This window comes from Paenibacillus sp. Dod16 (assembly GCF_049893405.1).
Lineage (GTDB): Bacteria > Bacillota > Bacilli > Paenibacillales > Paenibacillaceae > Paenibacillus_AQ.
This window is the reverse complement of record NZ_JBNDYG010000070.1, coordinates 1-20,734: the sequence shown is the minus strand read 5'-3', so window position 1 is coordinate 20,734 and position 20,734 is coordinate 1. Positions and strand designations below refer to the sequence as shown.

Below are 20,734 nucleotides of genomic sequence, written 5' to 3'. Positions count from 1 at the left end.
GGGCGAAAAAGCTGAGCTTGCATTCTCGCATCAGAGAAGGAAGTAGATGTGTCGGGTTAAATCGTCGGAAGACTGCTATCACGATTCGGGATCACTTGTAAGAAAGGAGGAGAATCAGATGAACGCGTTTCAGCTACCGGTGGTGAATCCGCCGCTTAAAGGATTTTTGCGGTGGGCCTACACACTTTCCATCACCAGCATCCATGAAGAAACGAAGCCTTGGTTTTACAGCAATTTTATCCAGCTGTTCTGCAAAAAAACTTTCTGGAGGACGGCAGGCAGTACTACTTTGATTTTTTTCGGGGCAAGCCCAACGAACTGAATTTCAACAACCCGTTTCTTCTCACCTGCTCGGTCAATTATACGATTCTGGAGAGTTTGGCATTGGACGTTTGGCCGAAATTTTTCGCGGATCAGATCCGAAACGGCTATTATTGCGTTGTGTTTTTGGATGAAGCCAGGTTATCGCCTGCGGCCTCCTATCAGAGAGAGCCGTTCCCGCATCATCTTTTTCTATATGGTTACGATTGGGACGAAAGGATCTTCAATGCGTCGATGTTCGATCGTACGGGAGTATACCGCAATTTGCAGATCCCGTTCCGGGAGTTCCAGGACGCCGTTCAGTCCATGAGGCATCTTCTAAAGGAGAAGCTCACGGCCGATCATCATACTTACTTTTATAAATACGAGCCGCATTCTCCATATCCTTTTGATAAAACGGCCGCGATTGACCAACTTCGCGATTATTTAAACGGAGAGACCCGTCTCAACCGGATCAATTACAATTCGGACAACGAAGAAGCATTCGGAATCAAGGTATACGACTATTTACGGCTGTACTATGATGCCGCAGAGGGCAACGATTCCCGGCTCGGTGACCGTAACGATGTAAGACACCTTCATGTGCTCTGGGAACATAAAAAAATGATGAGCGAGCGGATCGGATACTTGGTGGACGAGGCGATCATCCCTTATGACGAAGAGCTGGTGGCTGGCTACAAGGATATCACCAAAAGGGCGATGAAGCTGAGAGATCAGTACATTCGTCATGAACTTCGCGAAGACCACGAAATGTTTGATCGGCTGAGGCTTCGGTTCGATGAATTCCAAAACGAAGAGCCTGCTCTCCTGCAAAAGCTCATTACACTGCTTGATGGCTGAAAAAATACGGGTGAGCATACGCGTCATGGATGCGATGCTTACTGAAAAGACCGGGTTTTCAGCAACAGATGAAGCATGGTTAGAAAACAAAACCTGCTAGCTATGGCTAGCAGGTTTATTGTTCATTAATGGTTAAATGATGCTCTCGTTAGCCTGACTGCGTCGATAAGGCATCCCATACGCTCATCAGTTGAGTGATGGCAGCATCCATTGCTTCGTATGAAATACCGTCCCGGGCTTGCGTTGATATTCCTTGCAGAAATGTTTCAAATAAGGTTACCAGCATGGGGATATCCGTTGAATCCGGCAACTCTCCATTGGCTACGGCCCGCTCGATACAATCTTTTAGCCAACCGTGGACCCTGGCCCGTTCCTTGGCAAGCATCTCGCGGATATGTTGTTGCTCGGGTGAACAGTTCACGGCGGACAAAACCAACAGACAACCGGGAGGATGGGAACTTTCTGTCTGCATTCGAGCCGATCGTCGCAGTCCTTGTTCGATGGCCGCTTTTGATGTCAGGCGTGTATCCCTGAAACTTTCAGAGACTTGTCCATAAGTAGAGATATATTGATCCATCACTTCTCGGAACAGGGATTCTTTTGATTCGAAAGCGGCATAAAAACTCGCTGCAGAAATATCGCCCATGGCAGCACGCAACTGAGCTAGCGAAGTGGATTCGTAGCCGTGTTCCCAGAACAGAAGCATGGCGGCAGCAACTGCCTCGTCACGGTTAAAAGCGCGTGGACGTCCCGTTCGTGCCATATAAATGCCCCTCCTTTATTTAATTCTATACTAATCGATCCAGAAGTCCTTGACAAGAGAGAAGGGTCAATCTAATATGTGGAATGATCGATCCATAATTAATTTGCTCTTGAGGAGGAAACTATTTTGCCACAATTATCATCTTCTAAGGGTACGGCACAAACGGGCAACATGCCCGTCGCCAGGCTTCCTTGGTTAGCACTGCTCGCGCTTGCGATGACTGGATTTATTTGTATTTTTACAGAAACCATTCCGGCGGGTTTACTGCCGCATATTGCGGGAGGTTTGAATATTACGACAGGGATGGCCGGGCAACTCGTCACTTCCTATGCTTTGGGTTCCATTGTGGCGGCAATCCCGTTTGCGATGTTTACCGGAGGGATGAGACGACGTTCGCTTCTGCTAGCCATTATTGTAGGTTTTTTGATCTTCAACTCGATGACCGCATTGTCTAGCAGCTATGTATTGACTTTGGTCGCTCGATTTTTTGCCGGCGTATCTGCGGGTGCCGCATGGGGGATGATTGCCGGGTACGCACGGCGTATGGTTCCGGATGCTTTAAGAGGCCGTGCCTTAGCAGTCGCGATGGTTGGCACTCCGATAGCTCTTACACTCGGTGTGCCGGTGGGCACCTTGCTCGGTGACCTCATTGGTTGGCGCCTTGTATTCGGACTCATGTCTCTGCTGACTCTCGTATTAATTGGATGGGTTCTGTGGCAGGTGCCGGACTATCCCGGGCAGCCTGCAAATCAAAGAATGACCATCCGTCAGGTGTTTGTCATGCCCGGCATCCGTCCGATTCTTATGGTGGTATTGACATGGATGCTGGCTCACAATATTTTATATACGTATATCGCGCCGATTCTTGAGCCTTTGGGACTGGCTGGGCGTGTTGACCTGGTCCTGCTTGTATTTGGAGCATCCGCACTTATCTCGATCTGGATTGTGGGGCTGTTGATAGATCGACACCTGCGCCTGCTTGTACTTCTTAGTCTGCTCTGCTTCCTGCTGGCAGCCGCAACACTATGGACGGGCGTCACATCGGCATTCGTTGTTTATGCGGTCGTGGCATTATGGGGATTTACCTTCGGCGGTGCAATATGATGCTATTATGGAGCATAAGAATATGGATTCGCATACAGGAGGGCGTATGGACCAAAACGTAAAATTAATGTTCTTGGACGAACATGCCAATGAAGGTGCAGCGCGGTTCGGAGTCAGCTCCAAGGAGCTGACCTTCCTTGGAGGATTTCAAAACTTTATATATTCCTATGATCGCAATGATATGAAATATATCCTCCGTTTCACAGCGAGCACTCATCGCACAGGAGAAGAACTTGCAGCTGAAATAGAATGGATTCGTTATCTATCAAAGAATGGGCTGGCGGTCTCAGACTCGTTATCTTCGATGAATGGAAACGACTTCGAACGAATCCGAGGAACTCATATTGATTTCTACGTGACCTCTTTCAGATATGCGCCTGGTCGTAAAATCGGATACCCGGAATGCCTAGGCAATCCCTTACTTTACGAGCAATGTGGACGCGTGACTGGCCGTCTCCATGAATTGTCGAAGCGTTACAAACAAAAGGTAAAAAGGCACACTTGGGAAAACAATGAATACCTCTTACAGGCCCAAAAATATATACCGGAAGAGCACCTACCCATGCTTCTTGCGCTTGATGATCTTAAGAGACAGTTGTCCAGTCTCCGTATTACTACTGATAATTTCGGTTTGATACACGGAGATATCAATGTAGGAAATTTTATGGTTGATGAATCAGGGGAATTAACGCTTTTCGACTTTGACGAATGTCAGTATAGTTGGTATGTCGAAGACATTGCGATCCAGTTATATTACCTGCTGTATGTATTTGGGGAAGATTCTAAAGTTGAACGAAAGGCGCAGTACGAGCTTTTCATGAAACATTTTGAGCGAGGCTATACAGAGGATAACCGTCAAATGCCTGAGGGCAGGAGGGATCAGTTGGGGCTTTTCCTGAGGCTGCGTGAAATTATCGTAGTCGTCGGCATGCACCGAAGCTGGGATTTAAGTCAACCAGACGATTGGACTCGCGACTTTTTAAGGGATAGCATGATGCGGATTATACATGGGGTTTCGTTGATCGACGAATTCCAGTCATCCTAAATGGGAGGGTAGGATAGAACAAGCATGGTTATATGTTGTTTACATATGGTTGGGATATTGGATAATTCTGGGCTGTGATTGATGTTATAATCAAAGTGGACGCTTTATTTCGAGACGAGGGAGGAGATGGCGGCTGAACAAGCGTACATGGTATATCTTTCTGGCAATTTGTGTCCTGATTCTAATCAGCGCAACGATATATTCGGCGTCTCAAAACAGAACATCGTTTAAGGAGATGGTGCTCGATCAATTGATTGAGCCTAAGACCATAAGCCATATGAGCGTCAGGAAGAATCGGTTCCGTTCGAACGAGCAAGAGATACAAATTACAGATCCTGCGGAGATTGAGCGGATTATGAACAGCTTTTCCGAAGTCAAACTGCGTAAAACCAGCAGAGTGGATTACGGTAACGAAGAATATGAAGTTTGGTTTCAGGGTCGAAATGGCCCGACCTTCTCTATGTACTTCTTTAGCCCTGACCACGTTCGAATCCATAACGGTTCGGGCAATCACAAAAGGTATGGCAAGGAATAAAAAATTGTAAACGACTTCGATCGTGGGGGCATCGAAAATCTATTTAAATAGACGAATGAGGGGAAAGGTCATCGGGACGATGACGTTTCTCTTTTTCATTGTGGAAACCCAAGGCCGTTTGAAGATCATCTCAGTCCGTATCATTTTGAACGTCCTCTGCTGTTTAAAAATAAATACTGGAATGTTCGTTCCAATTGGTATATACTCATGTAGAAAAGGAGGGAGTATCGATGGGACGGACCAAAGAATTTGACCGGGAGCAAGTACTGCGTAAAGCCATGATCGTTTTTTGGGAAAAAGGATATGAGGCTGCAAGCATACCGGATTTATTGGAATCCATGGAGTTGAGCAGATCCAGTATGTACGAAACGTTTCAGGATAAACAGACGCTGTATTACGAAGCCATCCAATATTATAAAAAAATGTCGCAAAAAAAACGTGATCAAATGATACATGCAACTTCTGCGATCGCGGGAATCCGCCAGTATTTCGAGCTGCATATCATGAACGCTTTTGCCACGCACGGCGAAGCTTTCCCTAATGGATGTCTGATTACGAATGCTTCCGTTGGTTTGGATACGGTGGATGAGCCTTTGCAGAATACGATTCGCCAAAGCTTTACGGAATTGGAGCAGCTGTTTTATGATACGTTAAAGAAAGGGAAAGAAACGGGAGAAATAGCCCCGGAGAAAGATATTAAAATGTTATCGTACCTGCTGCTGAACCTCAACCATAGCATTAACGTAATGGCCAGAATCAAAAGCGATATTAATAAAGTACACGGTATGATGAACGCGGTTTTCGAGATGCTGTAAACCTATTTTTTTCATCAAACCGGAATGATCATTCCAAAAAGGGTTTCCCCTTGCTTATAAGCATAGGGGGGAAGCTATCTCTATTCTGGAACGAATGTTCCTGTAATATAACCCAATAATTCATAAAAAAAGGAGTGTTTATCAATGACTGAAAACGCAAAGGAAATGCCGGAGAAATCCGTATCAACATGGATCACGCTGATTCTTGCAGTGGCTTGCGGGTTGATCGTTGCAAATCTTTACTATACTCAACCTTTAATTGAATCGATCAGCTCGGCCATCGGGTTATCTTCGGAAGCCGCAGGTCTGATCGTGACGCTGACCCAAATCGGTTACGGGATCGGCTTGTTATTTATCGTCCCTTTGGGGGATTTGCTTGAAAACCGCAAATTGGTGGTTATGCTGCTGATTCTGACGTCTATTGTTTTGATCATCGCGGCTGAAGCCCGAAGTGCGGCTCTGTTTCTTGCCGCTTCCTTGTTTATAGGTGTCGGGGCCGTTGCGGCCCAGATCCTAGTTCCATATGCGGCGCATCTTTCCCCTGAGGAGACGCGTGGACGTAATGTAGGCAACGTAATGAGCGGTTTGTTATTGGGTATTATGTTGGCCCGTCCGGTTTCGAGTATGGTAGATACATATTTCGGCTGGCATGCCATCTTTATGATTTCCTCCGCTATGCTCTTGGTACTGGCTCTTGTATTGGCAAAAGTCCTTCCGGCAAGGCAGCCGCAAACGAAGGACAAATATCCGGTTATCATCTCATCCATGCTGCATCTGCTCAAGACAACGCCGATTCTGCGGCGCCGCGCACTGTATCACGCGTTTTTGTTCGGCATGTTTAGTCTGTTCTGGACAACGGTTCCGCTCGTTTTAACGAGTCCGGTGTTTCATTTTTCTTCAACAGGTGTAGCACTTTTCGCTTTGGCAGGGGTTTCTGGTGCGGCGGCGGCTCCTATTGCTGGCCGCTTTGCAGATAAAGGCCTGATACGTTCGGCAACGGGATTGTCCATCGCGTTGGTGATTCTATCGGGTCTTTTGCCGATTATGTTTCCTGGAGGTTCTATATTTTCTATCGTTATCCTCGTAATTGCTGCTATTCTGCTCGACATGGGTGTGTCCGCCAATTTGGTGTTGGGACAGCGAGCGATTTTCGCTTTGGGAGCTGAGGTGCGCAGTCGGCTGAACGGCATGTATATGGCGATCTTTTTTGCGGGTGGAGCCATTGGCTCCGCAGCCGGGGGTTGGGCGTACGCCATGGGCGGCTGGAAAGCGGCGATGTGGGTTGGCGTTCTATTTCCGATTCTGGCATTACTGTACTTTTTTACGGAAAAAAGAGGGGCTCACGGCGATATGAGATGAATGATGGTCAAGTCTTTCGTGAATGCGACATTGATTTTTTAAATGGCTCTAGTTGAGTACGTGTGAATATATCGGTGTTTATGTTTGACATAGCCGCGTAAATTCGCGGCTATGTCAACAAGGGAAAATATGGATCTCAATGCGGTCTTCCACGCGAAGAGTTGTTCATTACTTCAAAGGTATGGACAACCGATCTTGAATATCGCGCAACGAAGAAGGCGTTTGAGGAGACCTGTCGGAAATTGAATGTTACGTATCTCGATATGTATTTGATTCATTTTGCTGGCCCTCATTACGAGAAGGCATGGGCGGCGATGGAGGATTTGTACATGGAAGGGAGAATTAAAGTTATCGGCGTAGCAAATTTCGAAATCGAGCATTTGGAGCATCTCAAAAAGCAATCTCGGATATCACCGATGATCAATCAGATCGAAACGCACCCAGAGTTTCAACAACACGATGTGCATGATTATATGAATCGTGATCGGATACTGCATGAAGCATGGGGACCACTGGGACAAGGAAACAAGGCCTTGCTGGAGCATCCGGTTCTCGTTGAGATTGCCCGTAATCATCAAAAGTCAGTTGCACAAGTCGTATTACGCTGGCATATAAACCGTGGAATTATTATCATCCCTAAATCGTCAAATTTGATTAGGATAAAGGAAAACAGCGAAATTTTCGATTTTGACCTAAGCGAGGAAGAAATGGACCGAATCCGGCAGCTGAACACGGGTAAAAGATATTCCGTTAACCCGACTGGCTACATGATAAGTCCGATTTACATACGGTTGATGAAGCTATTTGTAAAATAAGTGTGGGCTGGATCTTAAACGAAATAGCACAATCAGGTAGAACAGGAGGATTACATGCTTTTTATGGTAAACTTCTAATTAAGAAGTTTAGGCAAGTAAAGGAGTGGAGCAGTTGTTTGCTGAGCAGCGGCATCAAATCATTATTCAGAAACTGAATCAGGACAAATCGATTCGAGCGTCGGAGCTCATGGAGCATTTCGGAGTTTCGTTTGAGACGATCAGACGTGATCTGGAATATTTGGAAAGCGAAGGCTACCTGCGGCGGGTGCACGGCGGGGCGATTCTGAAGGAGCCCGACTATAGCCGGGAAATCCCGCTGCCGATCCGCGAATCGATATATATGGAAGAGAAGGCGGAGCTTTCTCAAATCGCGGTACGTTATGTGACCGAAGGGATGTCCATCGCGCTTGATCCCAGTACGACAAACACCCAGATTGCGAAGGCGCTGAAAGCCAAGTTCGATCGATTAACCGTGATTACGAACTCGCTTCCGATCGTCAACGAATTGGTTTCGATGCCAGGATATACGGTGATTATGACCGGGGGCGTAATTCGTCATGAAGAGCAAAGCATCATCGGAGATTTGGCGGAGGAGTTTTCATCACGCTTCCATGCGGATCTGTTCTTTATGAGTATGAGCGGGGTTACGTTGGAAGCAGGGATTACAGATTACGGAGTCGGCGAAATTCAAGTGAAAAAAATAATGCTCGCGAACGCAAAGCGCTGCATCGCCCTCGCAGACAGCAGCAAGTTCGGGCAAAATTCATTTATCAAAGTATGCGGGGCAGCGGAAGTCGAACGGTTTGTGACGGATTCCAAAATCGACCGGGATATCGTTGAACAATTTCGCAAGAACGGCATCGAAATCGTATACAAATAATAAAAATCCGTATGAACGATTCTTGGTTTCCACGAACCAGGAATCTTTTTTTTATATATTTGGAAGGTGCTTGTTATGGAGTTGTATTTGTGTGTGTTTGTATGTTTCTAATATTCCGACATGGCTCACACAGTTCTACTGTTCTTCCGACCAGGCAGTTTATCGATTAACTAGAGTATTTATACTCAACAGATTCCGGCAGAAAAAGAGTTGCACCTAATTAAATAATGTATGTGATTGATTGTGTATATGTGGTATTATTTGTATCAAATCAAGGAACCGAGAAATGAACCATTGCTTTTCAAAAGGAGGAGAAACCAGTGAAGATTCATTTTCTAGGCACAGCCGCAGCCGAAGGATTTCCAAACCCGTTCTGCCGCTGCGATGCCTGCAGCAAGGCGAGGTCGCTTGGAGGAAAAAATATTCGAACAAGAAGCTCTATTTTGATCGACGATTTGATCAAGGTCGATTATTCTGCAGATTCCCATATGCAGGCGCTCCGTGATCGGATCGACTTGGGTGCGGTTGAGCACCTGTTGTTTACGCATACGCATTACGACCATTTTCAGCCGTCGGATCTGTACAACCGAGTTGAAGGATTTGCGCACGGTATCGATCATCCCTTACATATATATGGCAACGATGTTGCCATTAGCGAGACCGTTACTGCACTGGGGCCGGACGCTGGAGGCAGGTTTGCGTTCCATTTATTGCGCCCGTTCGAGACGATTTCATTGGGCGATACACGAGTCACCCCTTTGCTTGCGAATCATGACCCCATGGAAACTTGTTTGCTGTTTTACATAGAAGAAGGGGGCAAAACGCTATTTTACGGCAATGACACCGGATGGCTGCATGACGATACTTGGGAATGGCTTCAACGCAAAAGGATCGATATGGCGATCCTTGATTGTACGCATAGCTATACGAACAATAAGCGAAATCCAAATCATATGGGGATTGAGAGTGTGCTGGAGGTTCAGCGCGTATGGCGGGACGAAGGTACGCTTGGGCGTGACGCTCTTATATACGTGACTCACTTTACACACAATTCCGATTTTCTGCATGATGATTTTGAACGCGCTTTCGAGCCCGCGGGCATTAAGGTGGCTTACGATGGCCTGATCGTCGACCTATGACGAGTGACAGCAGCAACGCGATAGAACAGCGCCAGATTAGGATTGTCGGTATCGTAACGGCGCTAACCCTCTTCGGCGACTCGATGCTGTACATTGTCCTCCCCGTGTATTGGAAGGAAGCGGGACTGGACGCCCTTTGGCAGGTAGGCGTGCTGTTGTCCGTAAACCGACTAGTAAGGCTGCCCCTTAATCCTGTCATTGGCTGGCTGTATCATCGCATGTCGCTTCGAACCGGTCTGTTCATCTCTGTGTTGTTAGCGGCGCTTACCACAGTAGGATACGGCGTCTTCAAAGGGTTCGTGCTTTGGATAGCTTTGCGGGCGGTGTGGGGAATTGCATGGTCCTTGATGCGAATGGGCGGATATTTGACCGTCATTCGTTACTCGGACGATACCAATCGAGGGCGATTTATGGGAACGTATAACGGATTGTGGCGCCTGGGCAGCCTGGTTGGCGTGCTGTTCGGAGGGTTTCTCGTACCCATGCTCGGACTGCAGTCCGTCTCGATCATCTTTGGTTTGATGGCATTGGCCGGACTTCCGTTGATCGCGGCATCCATAAGTCCGGGAAAAGCGTCCGGCTCACATCAACTGGAATTACCTCCCGGTAAGACAAAAACGGTATGGTCGCTGCAGGTAAAGAAAATCGTGATAAGCGGACTAATTATATCCTTGCTGCACGCCGTGTTCGGCGCGACGCTTACGTATCTCATTGATACGAGTTATCCAAAGGGAATCCCGTGGTTCGGTCTGATCATCGGCAGCACGGTGTTGGGCGGCGTATTGACAGCGCTTCGCTGTGCTTGGGAGCCGTTCTTGGCCCGATGGTTCGGACAGCGTACGGATGGGCCGAGAGGAAGGCTGCCTTTATTCATGCTCTCGCTTGCGGGTGCGGCAGCGGGTTATGCGTTACTTCCGTGGCAGCTGCCGCTCGGTATATGGATTGTTATCGTTATTTTTGTCATGATCACAAGCACTGCGATTGGCACCATTATGGACGCCATGGCTTCTGACGCTGCGAAGAGTACTTCCGTTATTACAGTCATGACTGCTTATTCCGTATCTACCGATTTAGGGGCGGCGATCGGCCCGACGTTAATTTATTGGGTGGTCGGCTCGCAGTATGGCGTGACATCGATGTATTTGGCGTGCGCTGCTGTATTCGTTTTGATCGGGTTATGGTATTGGAAGGAATATGTGACAAAGGGGCGGGTATATCTTGGAGAAAAAGCTGAAGTTTCGTGAGGATGGAACGTTTGTCATTGTACAGTTTTCTGATGTAGAGTTTATTGACGCTGAGGATCACGATCCGGAGACGCCGCTTCTCGACTCGATGACGAAGGCGACGATGGAGAGAATCATTGCGATTGAGCAGCCGGATCTTGTTGTGTTTGCAGGCGACTTGACGGCAAGCGCTAGAAGCAAAGATCCGCTGCAATCGTTCCGCAGCGCGGTCGCTGTCGCTGAGGAAAACCGCGTAGCATGGGCGGCTGTGTTTGGCAATCATGACTCGGAAGGAAGGTTACCGCGTAAAAGGATGCATGAGGAGCAGCTCCTGCATGAATATTGCGTAGCCAAACCGGATCCACCGGGCGTAAGCGGAGCCGGAAATTATGTGCTGACGGTTGACGATTCCAAGGGAAGGCCGGCAGCTTCGTTGTTCTTCCTCGACAGCGGTGATTACTCACCGATGGATGCGGTGGGCGGATACGATTGGATACGCCGGGATCAAATCGAATGGTATGCATCTGAATCTCGGCAATTAGCCGAGCGAAATGGTGGAGAGCCTTTGCCTGCACTGGCTTTTTTTCATATTCCGCTCCCGGAATACAAAGAGGTGTGGAAGACGAAGGTGTGCGAGGGCCACTGCAGCGAATGGATCAGCTCGCCTGAACTGAACTCCGGCTTGTTCGCCGCCATGGTGGAGATGGGCGATGTTATGGGCACGTTTGTCGGACATGATCACTCGAATGATTACTGCGGGACACTGCATGGCATTCGTCTTTGTTATGGGAGGTCTACTCGTTACGTTAGTTATGTAGACGGTGTGCGCAAAGACAAATTTCCGACGGGCGCAAGAGTCATTCGATTAAGAGCGGATGAGCGACAGTTTGAGACATGGATCCGCCAAAGCGATGGGCTTGTCGCGGAATTGCCGCTACATGAGCCGGATGCTCGGTAAGTTACCCTTTCCCACGCAATTTCTCTTCACCAATATAGAATTCCTAAAATGTTCTGAATAAGCTGCGAATATTCTTCCGTTCAAACTGAGCCATATTCAATCTACCTCGTTCTTTGAGAATGTTGTTGTGATGCACCATGCAACCTGGGGATTTGAATGTGGCTTTTTCTCGATCTCGTATTTTGCAAGTTGATATTTTATAACAAAACAAGGATTGTCGTTGTCATTAAAGCCTGAAGTGGATCATTCGGATGGCGTTAAAGCCGGGAGGGGGGTGATGAAACAGACGGAATTCATGCAAAAGGATGCTGGGGCTAACCATTGGCAGTCTAATTTGAATGATGGAAGGTGGTATTGTGATGAATTTACGTTGGCGGAAATGCATGGTGGTTTCTCTTCTCACCAGTTTCATGCTGTATCCCATTTTGTTGTTTACCGGACCGATACAAGCATCAAGCGCTGCAGACGAGTTCGATTTGCTGAGGGAAAGGTGGCATGTATATTTGACCGGGGGGACGGCAATCGACACGTCGGACCCGGAAATTGCAGCGAAAATCAGCCAAATCGAAACCAACGCGAACAAGCACTGGTCAGCGATGAACACAAACGCCGGACGAACTTATCTGTGGAGCGATCTGGCGAATTGGAGTGTCTCCAGCACGATCTCATCCAACTATGTAAGGCTGAAGGAAATGGCTCTGGCCTATTCCACAACAGGGTCTTTCCTCAAAGGGGATAAGCAGCTGGCTGCAGACATCCTAAGTGGCCTGGACTGGATGTATGCGAACAAATATAACGAAACGAAGAGCGAGACAGGAAATTGGTGGGATTGGGAAATCGGCGTGCCGATGAATCTGACGGATGCGATGGTCTTGATTTATGATCAAATGTCCGCAACGCAAAAAGCTAACTACACGAAGGCTTTGGACAAATTCGTTCCGGATCCAACCTATCGCACAAATTCTCCTTCACTCCGGGAGACCGGTGCGAATCGGCTTGATAAAGCGCTAATTGTCTCTTTGCGCGGCGTGCTGAATAAATCGGATGCCAAGATTGCGCAAGGCCGTGACGCGATCAGCCAGGTGTTGTTGTATGTACAGAGCAGGGACGGCTTTTACGAGGACGGTTCATTTATCCAGCATGACTATGTCGCGTATACAGGAAGCTACGGTGCCGTTCTGCTCGAAGATATGGCGAAGCTGCTGTATCTTCTAGGCGGTTCGAGTTGGGATGTGACGGACCCGAATATCGCGAATGTCATTCGTTGGGTAACGGAGGCTTACCGCCCTTTTCTGTATAAAGGCGCGATGATGGATACAGTGCGAGGGCGTGCGATATCGCGCGAAACTTCACAGGATCACCAGGCGGGACGGAAAATCCTGGCTTCACTCGTCATGCTGGCCGACGGCCTGAACGCTCGGGATGCCGCAACGGTTCGCCAAATTGCCAAAGGCCAAATGATGTCGGATACAACGTTCCCGAGGTATACGGAGGGGCTGTCCATTTTCAGCATCGGCAAAATCAAAGCACTGCTTGGCGATCCATCCGTTGAACCCGCAGGCGATATGATCGATACCCATGTATTCGCAGGGATGGATCGCGCCGTACACTTAAGGCCTGATTTCGGCCTGGCGCTTGGTATGTTCTCGACGCGGATTTCGGCTTTTGAATACGGCAACGGCGAAAATACCAAGCCATGGTGGCAAGGCGCAGGCGCAGCCTACATGTACAATGCGGACCAGACGCAGTTTTCGGGGGCCTATTGGCCAACGATTGATCCGGTGAGATTACCGGGAACGACTACGGACGGCTCTACGGGGAGCGTGGGCTCGTTCAGCTTCAAATTCAATACATCGAATTGGGTAGGCGGTTCATCGATTGATGGCCCTTACGGTACGGTCGGCATGCAATTTTCGATGTCGAAAAACACGGGTACTCCGTTATCCGGCAAAAAGTCATGGTTTCTATTCGGCGACAAATATATAGCGCTCGGATCCGACATTTCGAGCACCGGAGGTCGATCAGTAGAGACGATCGTTGAAAATCGCAAGCTGAACGAGAACGGTTCAAATACGTTGACGGTTGATGGAACGGTTAAGCCTGCGGCGACGGGGTGGACGGAGGCGATGACAGGCGTACAGTGGGCGCATCTGTCTGGAAGCGTACCCGGAGCGGATATCGCGTACGTATTCCCTGGAGGGGCGACGGTCCATGGTCTTCGAGAAACGAGATCCGGCTCCTGGAAGGATATCAACACCGATGGAAGCGATAAGCTTCTATCCGCGCAATACGCCAGCCTTGCGCTGAATCACGGTATCGATCCGGTGCAAGCTTCCTATGCCTATGCCGTTTATCCGGGGGCGACAACAAGTGAGGCTGCCGGTTATGCGGCGAACCCGGGCTTTACGGTTTTGAAAAACACAGGAAACGTCCAGGCGGTTATGGATACCAGCGATGAAATGGCGGTCGGAGCCAACTTTTGGAAGGATGCGGTTGAAACCGTTCAAGTGAATGGAGCCGATTACTTAACTAGCAATAAGAAATCATCCGTCACCATCGTTGAGAGCGGAGATGAGCTGCAAATCGGGGTTTCAGATCCGACCCAAGCAAACGGAGGGACTATTGAAGTCGAAATTCACCGTGCGACAACCGGCGCGTTGCGGCTCGACCCGGGGGTTACAGTGAAGCAGTTTGCACCGACGACGGTATTGGAAGTCAATACGGCGGGAGCGATCGGGAAAACGTTCCTGGCTAAGCTGAGCACAGGGTCAACGACGCCGCCAGTGGCGCCACAATTGATCGAAGCCTTGCCAGGACCCGGTTCAGCTGCGCTGAAATGGTCCGCAAGCGCAGGAGCAACAGGATACCGAATTGATTACGGGACAGCGCCCGGCAACTATACGAATACTGTGGATATATCCGCAGTCAGCGGAAATAACCAGTATACCGTCACAGGGCTAGCCGACGGGGCAACGTATTATTTTACGATAAAAGCACTTAATGGCGCCGGTAACGAAAGCGCCGCATCCAATGAATTATTCGTAACGCTTGGATACGCAATCTTGCCTTCCGACGATGTCTACGTGCGCAGCGGGTCTTATGCAAACACGAACTTCGGATCTTCCGATCAATTGGTTATCAAAAACGATCCCAACGCAGGTTATCACAGGTACTCCTATTTGAAATTTGATTTATCTCATCTGCCGGATCAGGTCAAAAGCGCGCAAATCCGCCTGGTTCCGACAAGTGCCGGACTTGCCAACACACAAGGCGTCGCTTTTGAAGTTAGCAATCATGCATGGACCGAAAGCAGCATGACATGGAACAACAAGCCTGCCGCCGGCAGCCTAATCGGAAGCTGGACCGTCCCGGCAGCGGGGACGCCGGCAACCTTGGATGTGACGGCACAAGTGAATGCGGCCATGGCTGGTGATCATACAATCGCCGTTCAGCTCGCTCAGACGACCAACTATGGCTCGACCGGCTGGGTGATTTACGGCTCTAAGGAGCATACGAATGCAGCTTACCGGCCCGCGCTTCTGTTCGAGCCGCAGGATACGGTTCCGCCAAACACGCTGGCGACATTATCCCCGGAAAAGCCGGACGGCGATAACGGTTGGTATGTCCAGCCTGTAACGCTATCGTTGGCCGCGGAGGATTCATTCTCGGAAGTAACCGAATCGGTATACAGCTTAGACGGTGGAAGTTCATGGCAGCCGTACACTGGACCTGTTACATTCAGTGAAGACGACAAATATACAATAAACTATCGATCAAAGGATGATGCGGGTAACCTAGAGCCCGCGAAGATGATTGAATTTAATCTGGATACAGAGGCCCCTCTTATTACGTTTGGCGATCCGGCAGCAGAAAGCTACGGTATTGATCAGGACTTATTGCCGCAATTTGATGTAAGCGACGATTTGTCCGGCGTCGATTCTAAGAAGACAACTTTGTTGCTTGACGGTCGGCCTCTGGAACAAGGCGCAACGATTCCACTGTTTACATTGCCAGTGGGCAGTCATTCATTAGAACTTACAGTTTACGATTCAGCAGGAAATATGGGGAGAGCCAGTGTGGATTTCCAAACGACGGCGACTACAGAATCGCTCAAAGCGCTGGTCGCAAGGTTTGAGAAGGGCGGATGGATTGACAACAACGGCATCGCGAATAGCTTGAGGACAAAGCTCGACCAGGGTGAACTGAACAGTTTTATTCACGAAATTCAAGCACAGAGCGGCAAACATGTCCATAGCGATGCTGCACGTTACTTACTTCAGAATGCAGAGGCATTGATTTAACATAGCAATCGGGAAGCAAACAAAATCTTGCATGGGCCCTTTTCGCCTGTGCTTTTTTTTGTGCATATAACCTACTTAATTGAAAAGTTCGCGGAGTTATTTAATGAAAAGTATGTTGACGGTCTACATAACTTTAACCACTTGAGTTCATTTTTGCACAAAAGGGTCTCCATGAATTGAACTGTCTTTCATGAAATGCCTGTGGGTATAATCGAATTGCAAAAGGTACCACACTAAACGGCAAAGGAGTTGATGCCGTATCCTAGACGAAAGAAGTACCCGGATTTTGACGCTGCTTCATGAAGCAGCCGATTATGTGTCGCTGGAAGAACTGATGCAGAAGGTCGGTATCTCCAGACGAACCGTTTATTATGATATGGAAAAAATAAACGACTACTTGAAAGCGGTTCATCTTCCGCCAGTCAAATACGTCAGGACAGTCGGCTATTATTTGCCGGATGAAAGCCGGTCCGGTCTTCCGCAGTCGACCGGGAAGCCTCAAACACAGCAGTATTATTTGTCCCCACGGGAAAGAATGGCCTGGATGTCGCTTTATCTGTTATCGGCGGAGGCTCCGCTCTTTGTTCATCATTTTACGGACCTTTTGCAGGTTAGCCGAGGGACCGTACTCAAGGATTTGAATATGGTCCGGTCGGACATGAAGATCTCGAAACTTAAAGTAACCTATGACCGCAAGCGGGGCTATGGCGTACATGGGGAGGAACGTGACAAGCGGAAGGCCTTGAGCCAATACTTCGGACAGATTTTCGGTCATGCCGGCTGGGAACAGATATTTAACCGGAATCCGGAATCGGAAAGTCCGGATCTCGCCCAAGTCTTATTTCCCCCTATGAAGTCAGGTCACCTGAAGCGGGTGTATCGCCTGATTTCGGATAGCGAAATAACGCTGGGCGTAGATTTGACGGATGAGATGTTATTTCATTTGACGGCACGGTTCCTGTTATATGTAAGGCGGATTCAGACCGGACAGTTTATCTCGATAGATGAAGATGAACGAAACGTGCTGCGGAGGAAACCGGAGTACGAAGTTGCCGCAGGGCTTGCCGAAGGTCTTGGCCAAATGTTCGGCGTCTCCATCCCGGACGAAGAGATTTGCTACTTTACGATGCATTTACTGGGAGCCAGGGTTAACCGGATGGAACAGATGACCGGATCCGAAGAGGTGCTTAAGCAGCTTCGGCAAGTGACCAGACAGATGACGGATGATTTTCAGCGTTACGCCTGCGTATTCCTGCCGAACAGAGAAACGATGGAAGAGAATCTGCTTGTTCATTTGAAGCCGGCTTATTATCGGATCGTATACGGACTCGGTCTTGAAAATCCGCTGCTCGAAAATATCCTATCCAAGTACAGGGAAGTGTTCGAGCTGACCCGCCGATCCGCGGCTCCGTTCGAACAATTGGTTGGGCGTCAACTTGACGACAACGAAATCGGATATCTCGCGATGCATTTCGGCGGCTGGCTGCGCAGAGAGAACACGAAGCCGGCCGTACGGCGACAGGCAGCCATCGTTTGCGTCAACGGCATTTCCGCTTCGCGAATGCTGAAATCGCAGCTGGAGAACCTTTTCTCGGCAGTGGATATTACGGCCGTGCTCTCACTGCGGAATTACGAGTCCTTTGATGAAGACCATGTTGATTTTATTTTCTCAACGGTCCCATTGCCGGATAGCAAAGTGCCCGTTCTCTTAGTGAATCCGATTCTCAGCGATAAGGATAAGGAGCACCTGCTGAACCAGGTCAACATGGTTGCCGGCCGTAATTCTAAGACCCCGGCGTACTCGGTTCAAGCACTGCTCGATATCGTCCATAAATACGCCGTGGTTAGGGACGAAGCAGGTCTTACGGAGGAGCTGAACCATTACTTGTCCGTTGGGAAAACATGGCTGAGTGAAGCACGCAAGCCATCTCTATCGGATCTGCTCACCGGACAGATGATCCAAATGAAAAGAAAAGCTGCCGACTGGCGGAGCGCTGTACGCGATGCCTCCGAGCCCCTGCTGAAGGATGGGCGCATCGATGAAGCCTATATTGATGCGATGATCTCCAAAGTCGAGGCGCTAGGCCCTTATATCGTCGTTGCTCCGGGTATCGCGATTGCGCATGGCAAGCCGCAGGATGGTGTCCGGCGGCTGGGCATCAGTCTGCTGCGGCTGGAGGAACCTGTCGCCTTCTCAGAAGAAGCAAGGCATCAAGTTCAGGTCATTCTGGTACTGGCTGCGATTGACGGCGAATCCCACCTCAAAGCGCTGTCGGAGCTGACCATCCTGCTCAGGGAGAAGGAGAGCCTGATCCGTCTGAAAGAGGCCAAGACGAAAGAAGAGATACTGCAGCAATTACACACCGGTCTTTAGCATCGATTAGAATACCGGATTTGGGAGAGATGAGAATGAAATTTTTGGAACCGTCGCTAATTGCCTTGGATGTTGAGGCCGAGACGGCCGAAGAAGCGATCCGCTTAGCGGGAGAACTGCTGGCGAAAGCGGGTGCGGCGGAAGAACGTTATGCCGACGCCATGGTGAAATCTTATCGTGAAAGAGGTCCGTACTTTGTTCTTGCACCCCATATCGCACTTCCGCATGCCCGTGCGGAGGATGGGGTGAAGGAAGCGTCCGTCTCGCTGATTAGATTGAAGAAACCGGTCGTATTCGGCCATGCGGCCAACGACCCGGTACAGCTTGTATTTGCGCTTGGCGGCTCCTCAAGTTCGGAGCATATCGCCATGCTGCGCAAGCTGACCACCTTGCTGAGCAGCCCGGGCAGCATTGAACAATTCATGCATGCAACGGATGTTGAGACAATCCAACAACTCATTAGGGGGAACGAACAATGAAAATCTTGGACAAGGAACGAGTTTGATTCTGAGAATGAATGTGGAGAACGTCCTGAGCGGTATGGGAGTAAGTGCCGACGTGGAGCACACGGACGTGTCAACGGCATCCGGAACCGCAGCCGACTATATCATTACAAGCAACGAGCTGGCCCAAAGCCTTCAAGGGCATGCGGCCCAAATTGTGATCGTCAACAACTATTTCGACACTAACGAAATCAAACAGAAGCTGGAAGAAGTGCTGTAAACCATTAGAAAGGGAGAGGGCATATGGACGTACTTTTTTGGATTGCCACCAACATTTTTGGAACGCCCGCCATTCTGCTCGGATTCATCGTTCTGGTCGGCCTTCTGCTTCAGAAGAAATCAACGAGCCAGCTTGTAAGCGGCACCTTTAAAGCGATTATCGGCTTCCTCATCATCGGTGCAGGCTCTGATGTTATCGTGAAAGCCTTGAATGTATTCGAGCCGATGTGGAAGGAAGTCTTCGGATTGGAGAGCGGAACCCTCGGTACCTTCATGGGGCAGGAGGCATTCAATTCCAAATTCGGAAGCGCCGTTACGCTCGCCATGCTCATCGGCTTTCTGATCAACGTTCTGCTGGCACGCTTCACCCGGTTTAAATTTATTTACCTGACCGGACACATGATGTTCTGGACGTCGACCGTTTTTGCGGGCGTGATCGTTCATGCGGCCAGCGGCATCCCGGTCTGGAAGCTGGTACTTATGGTCGCTGTCGTCCTTGGCGTGTATTGGACATTCCAGCCGGCGCTGGTTCAGCCGTTCCTGCGTAAAATTACGGGCAACGATAACATTGCGCTTGGTCACACCTCGGCCTCGGTTGCCTTGCTAGCTGCCTTGTTCGGTAAATTATTCGGCAACAAAAACAACGATTCCGAGAAAATCAAAGTACCCAAAGGCTTCGAGTTTCTTCGCGATTCCAACGTCATCACTGCACTCAGCATGGGGGTTTTGTTCCTGATCGGGGCCATTATTCTGTCGACGAAGGGCACACCGGCGGCTGCGGAGCTGATGAAACAATCGGGTGACCAGAACTTTATTATCTACTCCATTATCCAATCCTTTACATTCGCAGGCGGAATCGCCATCGTTCTGATGGGGGTCCGGATGTTTGTCGGCGAGCTGGTTCCGGCCTTCAACGGGATCGCTACTAAACTAGTACCAGGCGCTAAACCGGCACTGGATGCGCCGGTTGTATACCCTTACGCGCCGAATGCGGTGGTTCTTGGCTTCCTGGGAGCTTTCGCCGGAGCGATTATCTGGCTGCTTGTACTTGGCAACACCGTTTCATACATTTTCGTGCCAACGATGATCGTCTTATTCTTCCACGGCGCTACGGCGGGGGTATTCGGGAATTCGACAGGCGGTGTCCGCGGAGCTGTTATTGGCGGCTTCATCACTTCGACCGTGGTTGCTTGGGGACAGTTTCTGATGGTTCGCTTCTTTATCGCCTCGACGGTACCGGATACGGCCATGTGGGCAGCCGATTCCGATATGTTCATCATTGGGCCGATTTTGCACTTCCTGGCGAAGCTGTTCTTTTAGAGGTTATTCAAAAAGCAGCTGACCTTTTGAATATTGAATGTTGAACACGCATTTTTAGAGATCTGGCCAGGTTCCAATTTTATAGAGAGTGGAGGAGAAACGATATGGGCTTTATTCGTACTTTACATGGAGATATCAGAGATCTGGCCAGGTTCCAATTTTATAGAGAGTGGAGGAGAAACGATATGGGCTTTATTCGTACTTTACATGGAGATATCAG

At 49.1% G+C, this 20,734-nt stretch carries 17 protein-coding genes; 16 read left to right on the top strand and 1 reads right to left on the bottom strand.

The window, feature by feature from the left end; translation table 11 throughout:
- The first annotated feature begins 219 nt into the window (after positions 1-219).
- Positions 220-1,161, top strand: coding sequence for a hypothetical protein (locus ACPV3A_RS34610; RefSeq protein WP_426204338.1), 942 nt, complete (start codon positions 220-222; stop codon positions 1,159-1,161).
- A gap of 148 nt (positions 1,162-1,309) precedes the next feature.
- Here the strand turns inward: ACPV3A_RS34610 and ACPV3A_RS34605 are convergent, their stop codons facing one another.
- Positions 1,310-1,924, bottom strand: coding sequence for a TetR/AcrR family transcriptional regulator (locus ACPV3A_RS34605; RefSeq protein ID WP_426204336.1), 615 nt, complete (start codon positions 1,922-1,924; stop codon positions 1,310-1,312).
- 126 nt (positions 1,925-2,050) lie between these two features.
- Between ACPV3A_RS34605 and ACPV3A_RS34600 the strand changes: the two genes are divergently transcribed.
- The 15 genes from ACPV3A_RS34600 to ACPV3A_RS34530 all read left to right on the top strand — a co-directional run bounded on the left by ACPV3A_RS34600 (position 2,051) and on the right by ACPV3A_RS34530 (position 20,514).
- A complete protein-coding gene (locus ACPV3A_RS34600; protein WP_426204334.1) occupies positions 2,051-3,028 on the top strand; it encodes an MFS transporter in 978 nt (325 codons plus the stop codon).
- 46 nt (positions 3,029-3,074) lie between these two features.
- Positions 3,075-4,073 (top strand): phosphotransferase enzyme family protein, encoded by a 999-nt coding sequence (locus ACPV3A_RS34595; RefSeq protein ID WP_426204332.1) that lies wholly within the window; start codon positions 3,075-3,077, stop codon positions 4,071-4,073.
- 250 nt (positions 4,074-4,323) lie between these two features.
- Positions 4,324-4,608 (top strand): hypothetical protein, encoded by a 285-nt coding sequence (locus tag ACPV3A_RS34590; RefSeq protein WP_426204330.1) that lies wholly within the window; start codon positions 4,324-4,326, stop codon positions 4,606-4,608.
- 230 nt (positions 4,609-4,838) lie between these two features.
- Positions 4,839-5,423, top strand: a complete 585-nt coding sequence (locus ACPV3A_RS34585) for a TetR/AcrR family transcriptional regulator (protein WP_426204328.1) — start codon at positions 4,839-4,841, stop codon at positions 5,421-5,423.
- 144 nt (positions 5,424-5,567) lie between these two features.
- Positions 5,568-6,782: an MFS transporter gene (locus ACPV3A_RS34580; RefSeq protein ID WP_426204326.1), complete on the top strand. Its 1,215-nt coding sequence runs from the start codon at positions 5,568-5,570 to the stop codon at positions 6,780-6,782.
- Positions 6,783-6,943: 161 nt separating this feature from the next.
- Complete coding sequence (locus ACPV3A_RS34575; RefSeq protein WP_339294064.1) at positions 6,944-7,597, top strand: aldo/keto reductase; 654 nt, start codon at positions 6,944-6,946, stop codon at positions 7,595-7,597.
- Positions 7,598-7,709: 112 nt separating this feature from the next.
- Positions 7,710-8,477, top strand: coding sequence for a DeoR/GlpR family DNA-binding transcription regulator (locus ACPV3A_RS34570; protein ID WP_194544835.1), 768 nt, complete (start codon positions 7,710-7,712; stop codon positions 8,475-8,477).
- A gap of 320 nt (positions 8,478-8,797) precedes the next feature.
- The gene (locus ACPV3A_RS34565; protein ID WP_426204323.1) at positions 8,798-9,616 is read left to right on the top strand and encodes an MBL fold metallo-hydrolase; all 819 of its coding nucleotides are present in this window, start codon (positions 8,798-8,800) and stop codon (positions 9,614-9,616) included.
- A complete protein-coding gene (locus tag ACPV3A_RS34560) occupies positions 9,613-10,860 on the top strand; it encodes an MFS transporter (RefSeq protein ID WP_426204322.1) in 1,248 nt (415 codons plus the stop codon). The genes ACPV3A_RS34565 and ACPV3A_RS34560 overlap by 4 nt, the downstream gene beginning before the upstream one ends.
- The gene (locus ACPV3A_RS34555) at positions 10,835-11,797 is read left to right on the top strand and encodes a metallophosphoesterase family protein (protein WP_426204320.1); all 963 of its coding nucleotides are present in this window, start codon (positions 10,835-10,837) and stop codon (positions 11,795-11,797) included. Before ACPV3A_RS34560 ends, ACPV3A_RS34555 begins: the two co-directional genes overlap by 26 nt.
- A gap of 359 nt (positions 11,798-12,156) precedes the next feature.
- A complete protein-coding gene (locus ACPV3A_RS34550) occupies positions 12,157-16,098 on the top strand; it encodes a polysaccharide lyase family 8 super-sandwich domain-containing protein (protein WP_426204318.1) in 3,942 nt (1,313 codons plus the stop codon).
- Positions 16,099-16,357: 259 nt separating this feature from the next.
- Complete coding sequence (locus tag ACPV3A_RS34545; RefSeq protein ID WP_336245464.1) at positions 16,358-18,472, top strand: BglG family transcription antiterminator; 2,115 nt, start codon at positions 16,358-16,360, stop codon at positions 18,470-18,472.
- A gap of 35 nt (positions 18,473-18,507) precedes the next feature.
- On the top strand, positions 18,508-18,951 hold the full coding sequence (locus tag ACPV3A_RS34540; RefSeq protein WP_194543090.1) for a PTS sugar transporter subunit IIA: 444 nt from the start codon (positions 18,508-18,510) through the stop codon (positions 18,949-18,951).
- Positions 18,908-19,195 carry a PTS sugar transporter subunit IIB gene (locus ACPV3A_RS34535; protein WP_426204316.1) on the top strand — a complete coding sequence of 96 codons (288 nt, stop codon included), beginning with the start codon at positions 18,908-18,910 and terminating at the stop codon, positions 19,193-19,195. The genes ACPV3A_RS34540 and ACPV3A_RS34535 overlap by 44 nt, the downstream gene beginning before the upstream one ends.
- 23 nt (positions 19,196-19,218) lie before the next feature.
- A complete protein-coding gene (locus ACPV3A_RS34530) occupies positions 19,219-20,514 on the top strand; it encodes a PTS ascorbate transporter subunit IIC (protein ID WP_426204314.1) in 1,296 nt (431 codons plus the stop codon).
- Positions 20,515-20,734: the final 220 nt, after the last annotated feature.

Coding starts and splice junctions, on each gene's coding strand:
- ACPV3A_RS34595 (WP_426204332.1), top strand. CDS start 3,075: ATGGACCAAAACGTAAAATTAATGTTCTTGGACGAACATGCCAATGAA.
- ACPV3A_RS34530 (WP_426204314.1), top strand. CDS start 19,219: ATGGACGTACTTTTTTGGATTGCCACCAACATTTTTGGAACGCCCGCC.
- ACPV3A_RS34560 (WP_426204322.1), top strand. CDS start 9,613: ATGACGAGTGACAGCAGCAACGCGATAGAACAGCGCCAGATTAGGATT.
- ACPV3A_RS34540 (WP_194543090.1), top strand. CDS start 18,508: ATGAAATTTTTGGAACCGTCGCTAATTGCCTTGGATGTTGAGGCCGAG.
- ACPV3A_RS34585 (WP_426204328.1), top strand. CDS start 4,839: ATGGGACGGACCAAAGAATTTGACCGGGAGCAAGTACTGCGTAAAGCC.
- ACPV3A_RS34605 (WP_426204336.1), bottom strand. CDS start 1,924: ATGGCACGAACGGGACGTCCACGCGCTTTTAACCGTGACGAGGCAGTT.
- ACPV3A_RS34535 (WP_426204316.1), top strand. CDS start 18,908: ATGTTGAGACAATCCAACAACTCATTAGGGGGAACGAACAATGAAAAT.
- ACPV3A_RS34580 (WP_426204326.1), top strand. CDS start 5,568: ATGACTGAAAACGCAAAGGAAATGCCGGAGAAATCCGTATCAACATGG.
- ACPV3A_RS34550 (WP_426204318.1), top strand. CDS start 12,157: ATGAATTTACGTTGGCGGAAATGCATGGTGGTTTCTCTTCTCACCAGT.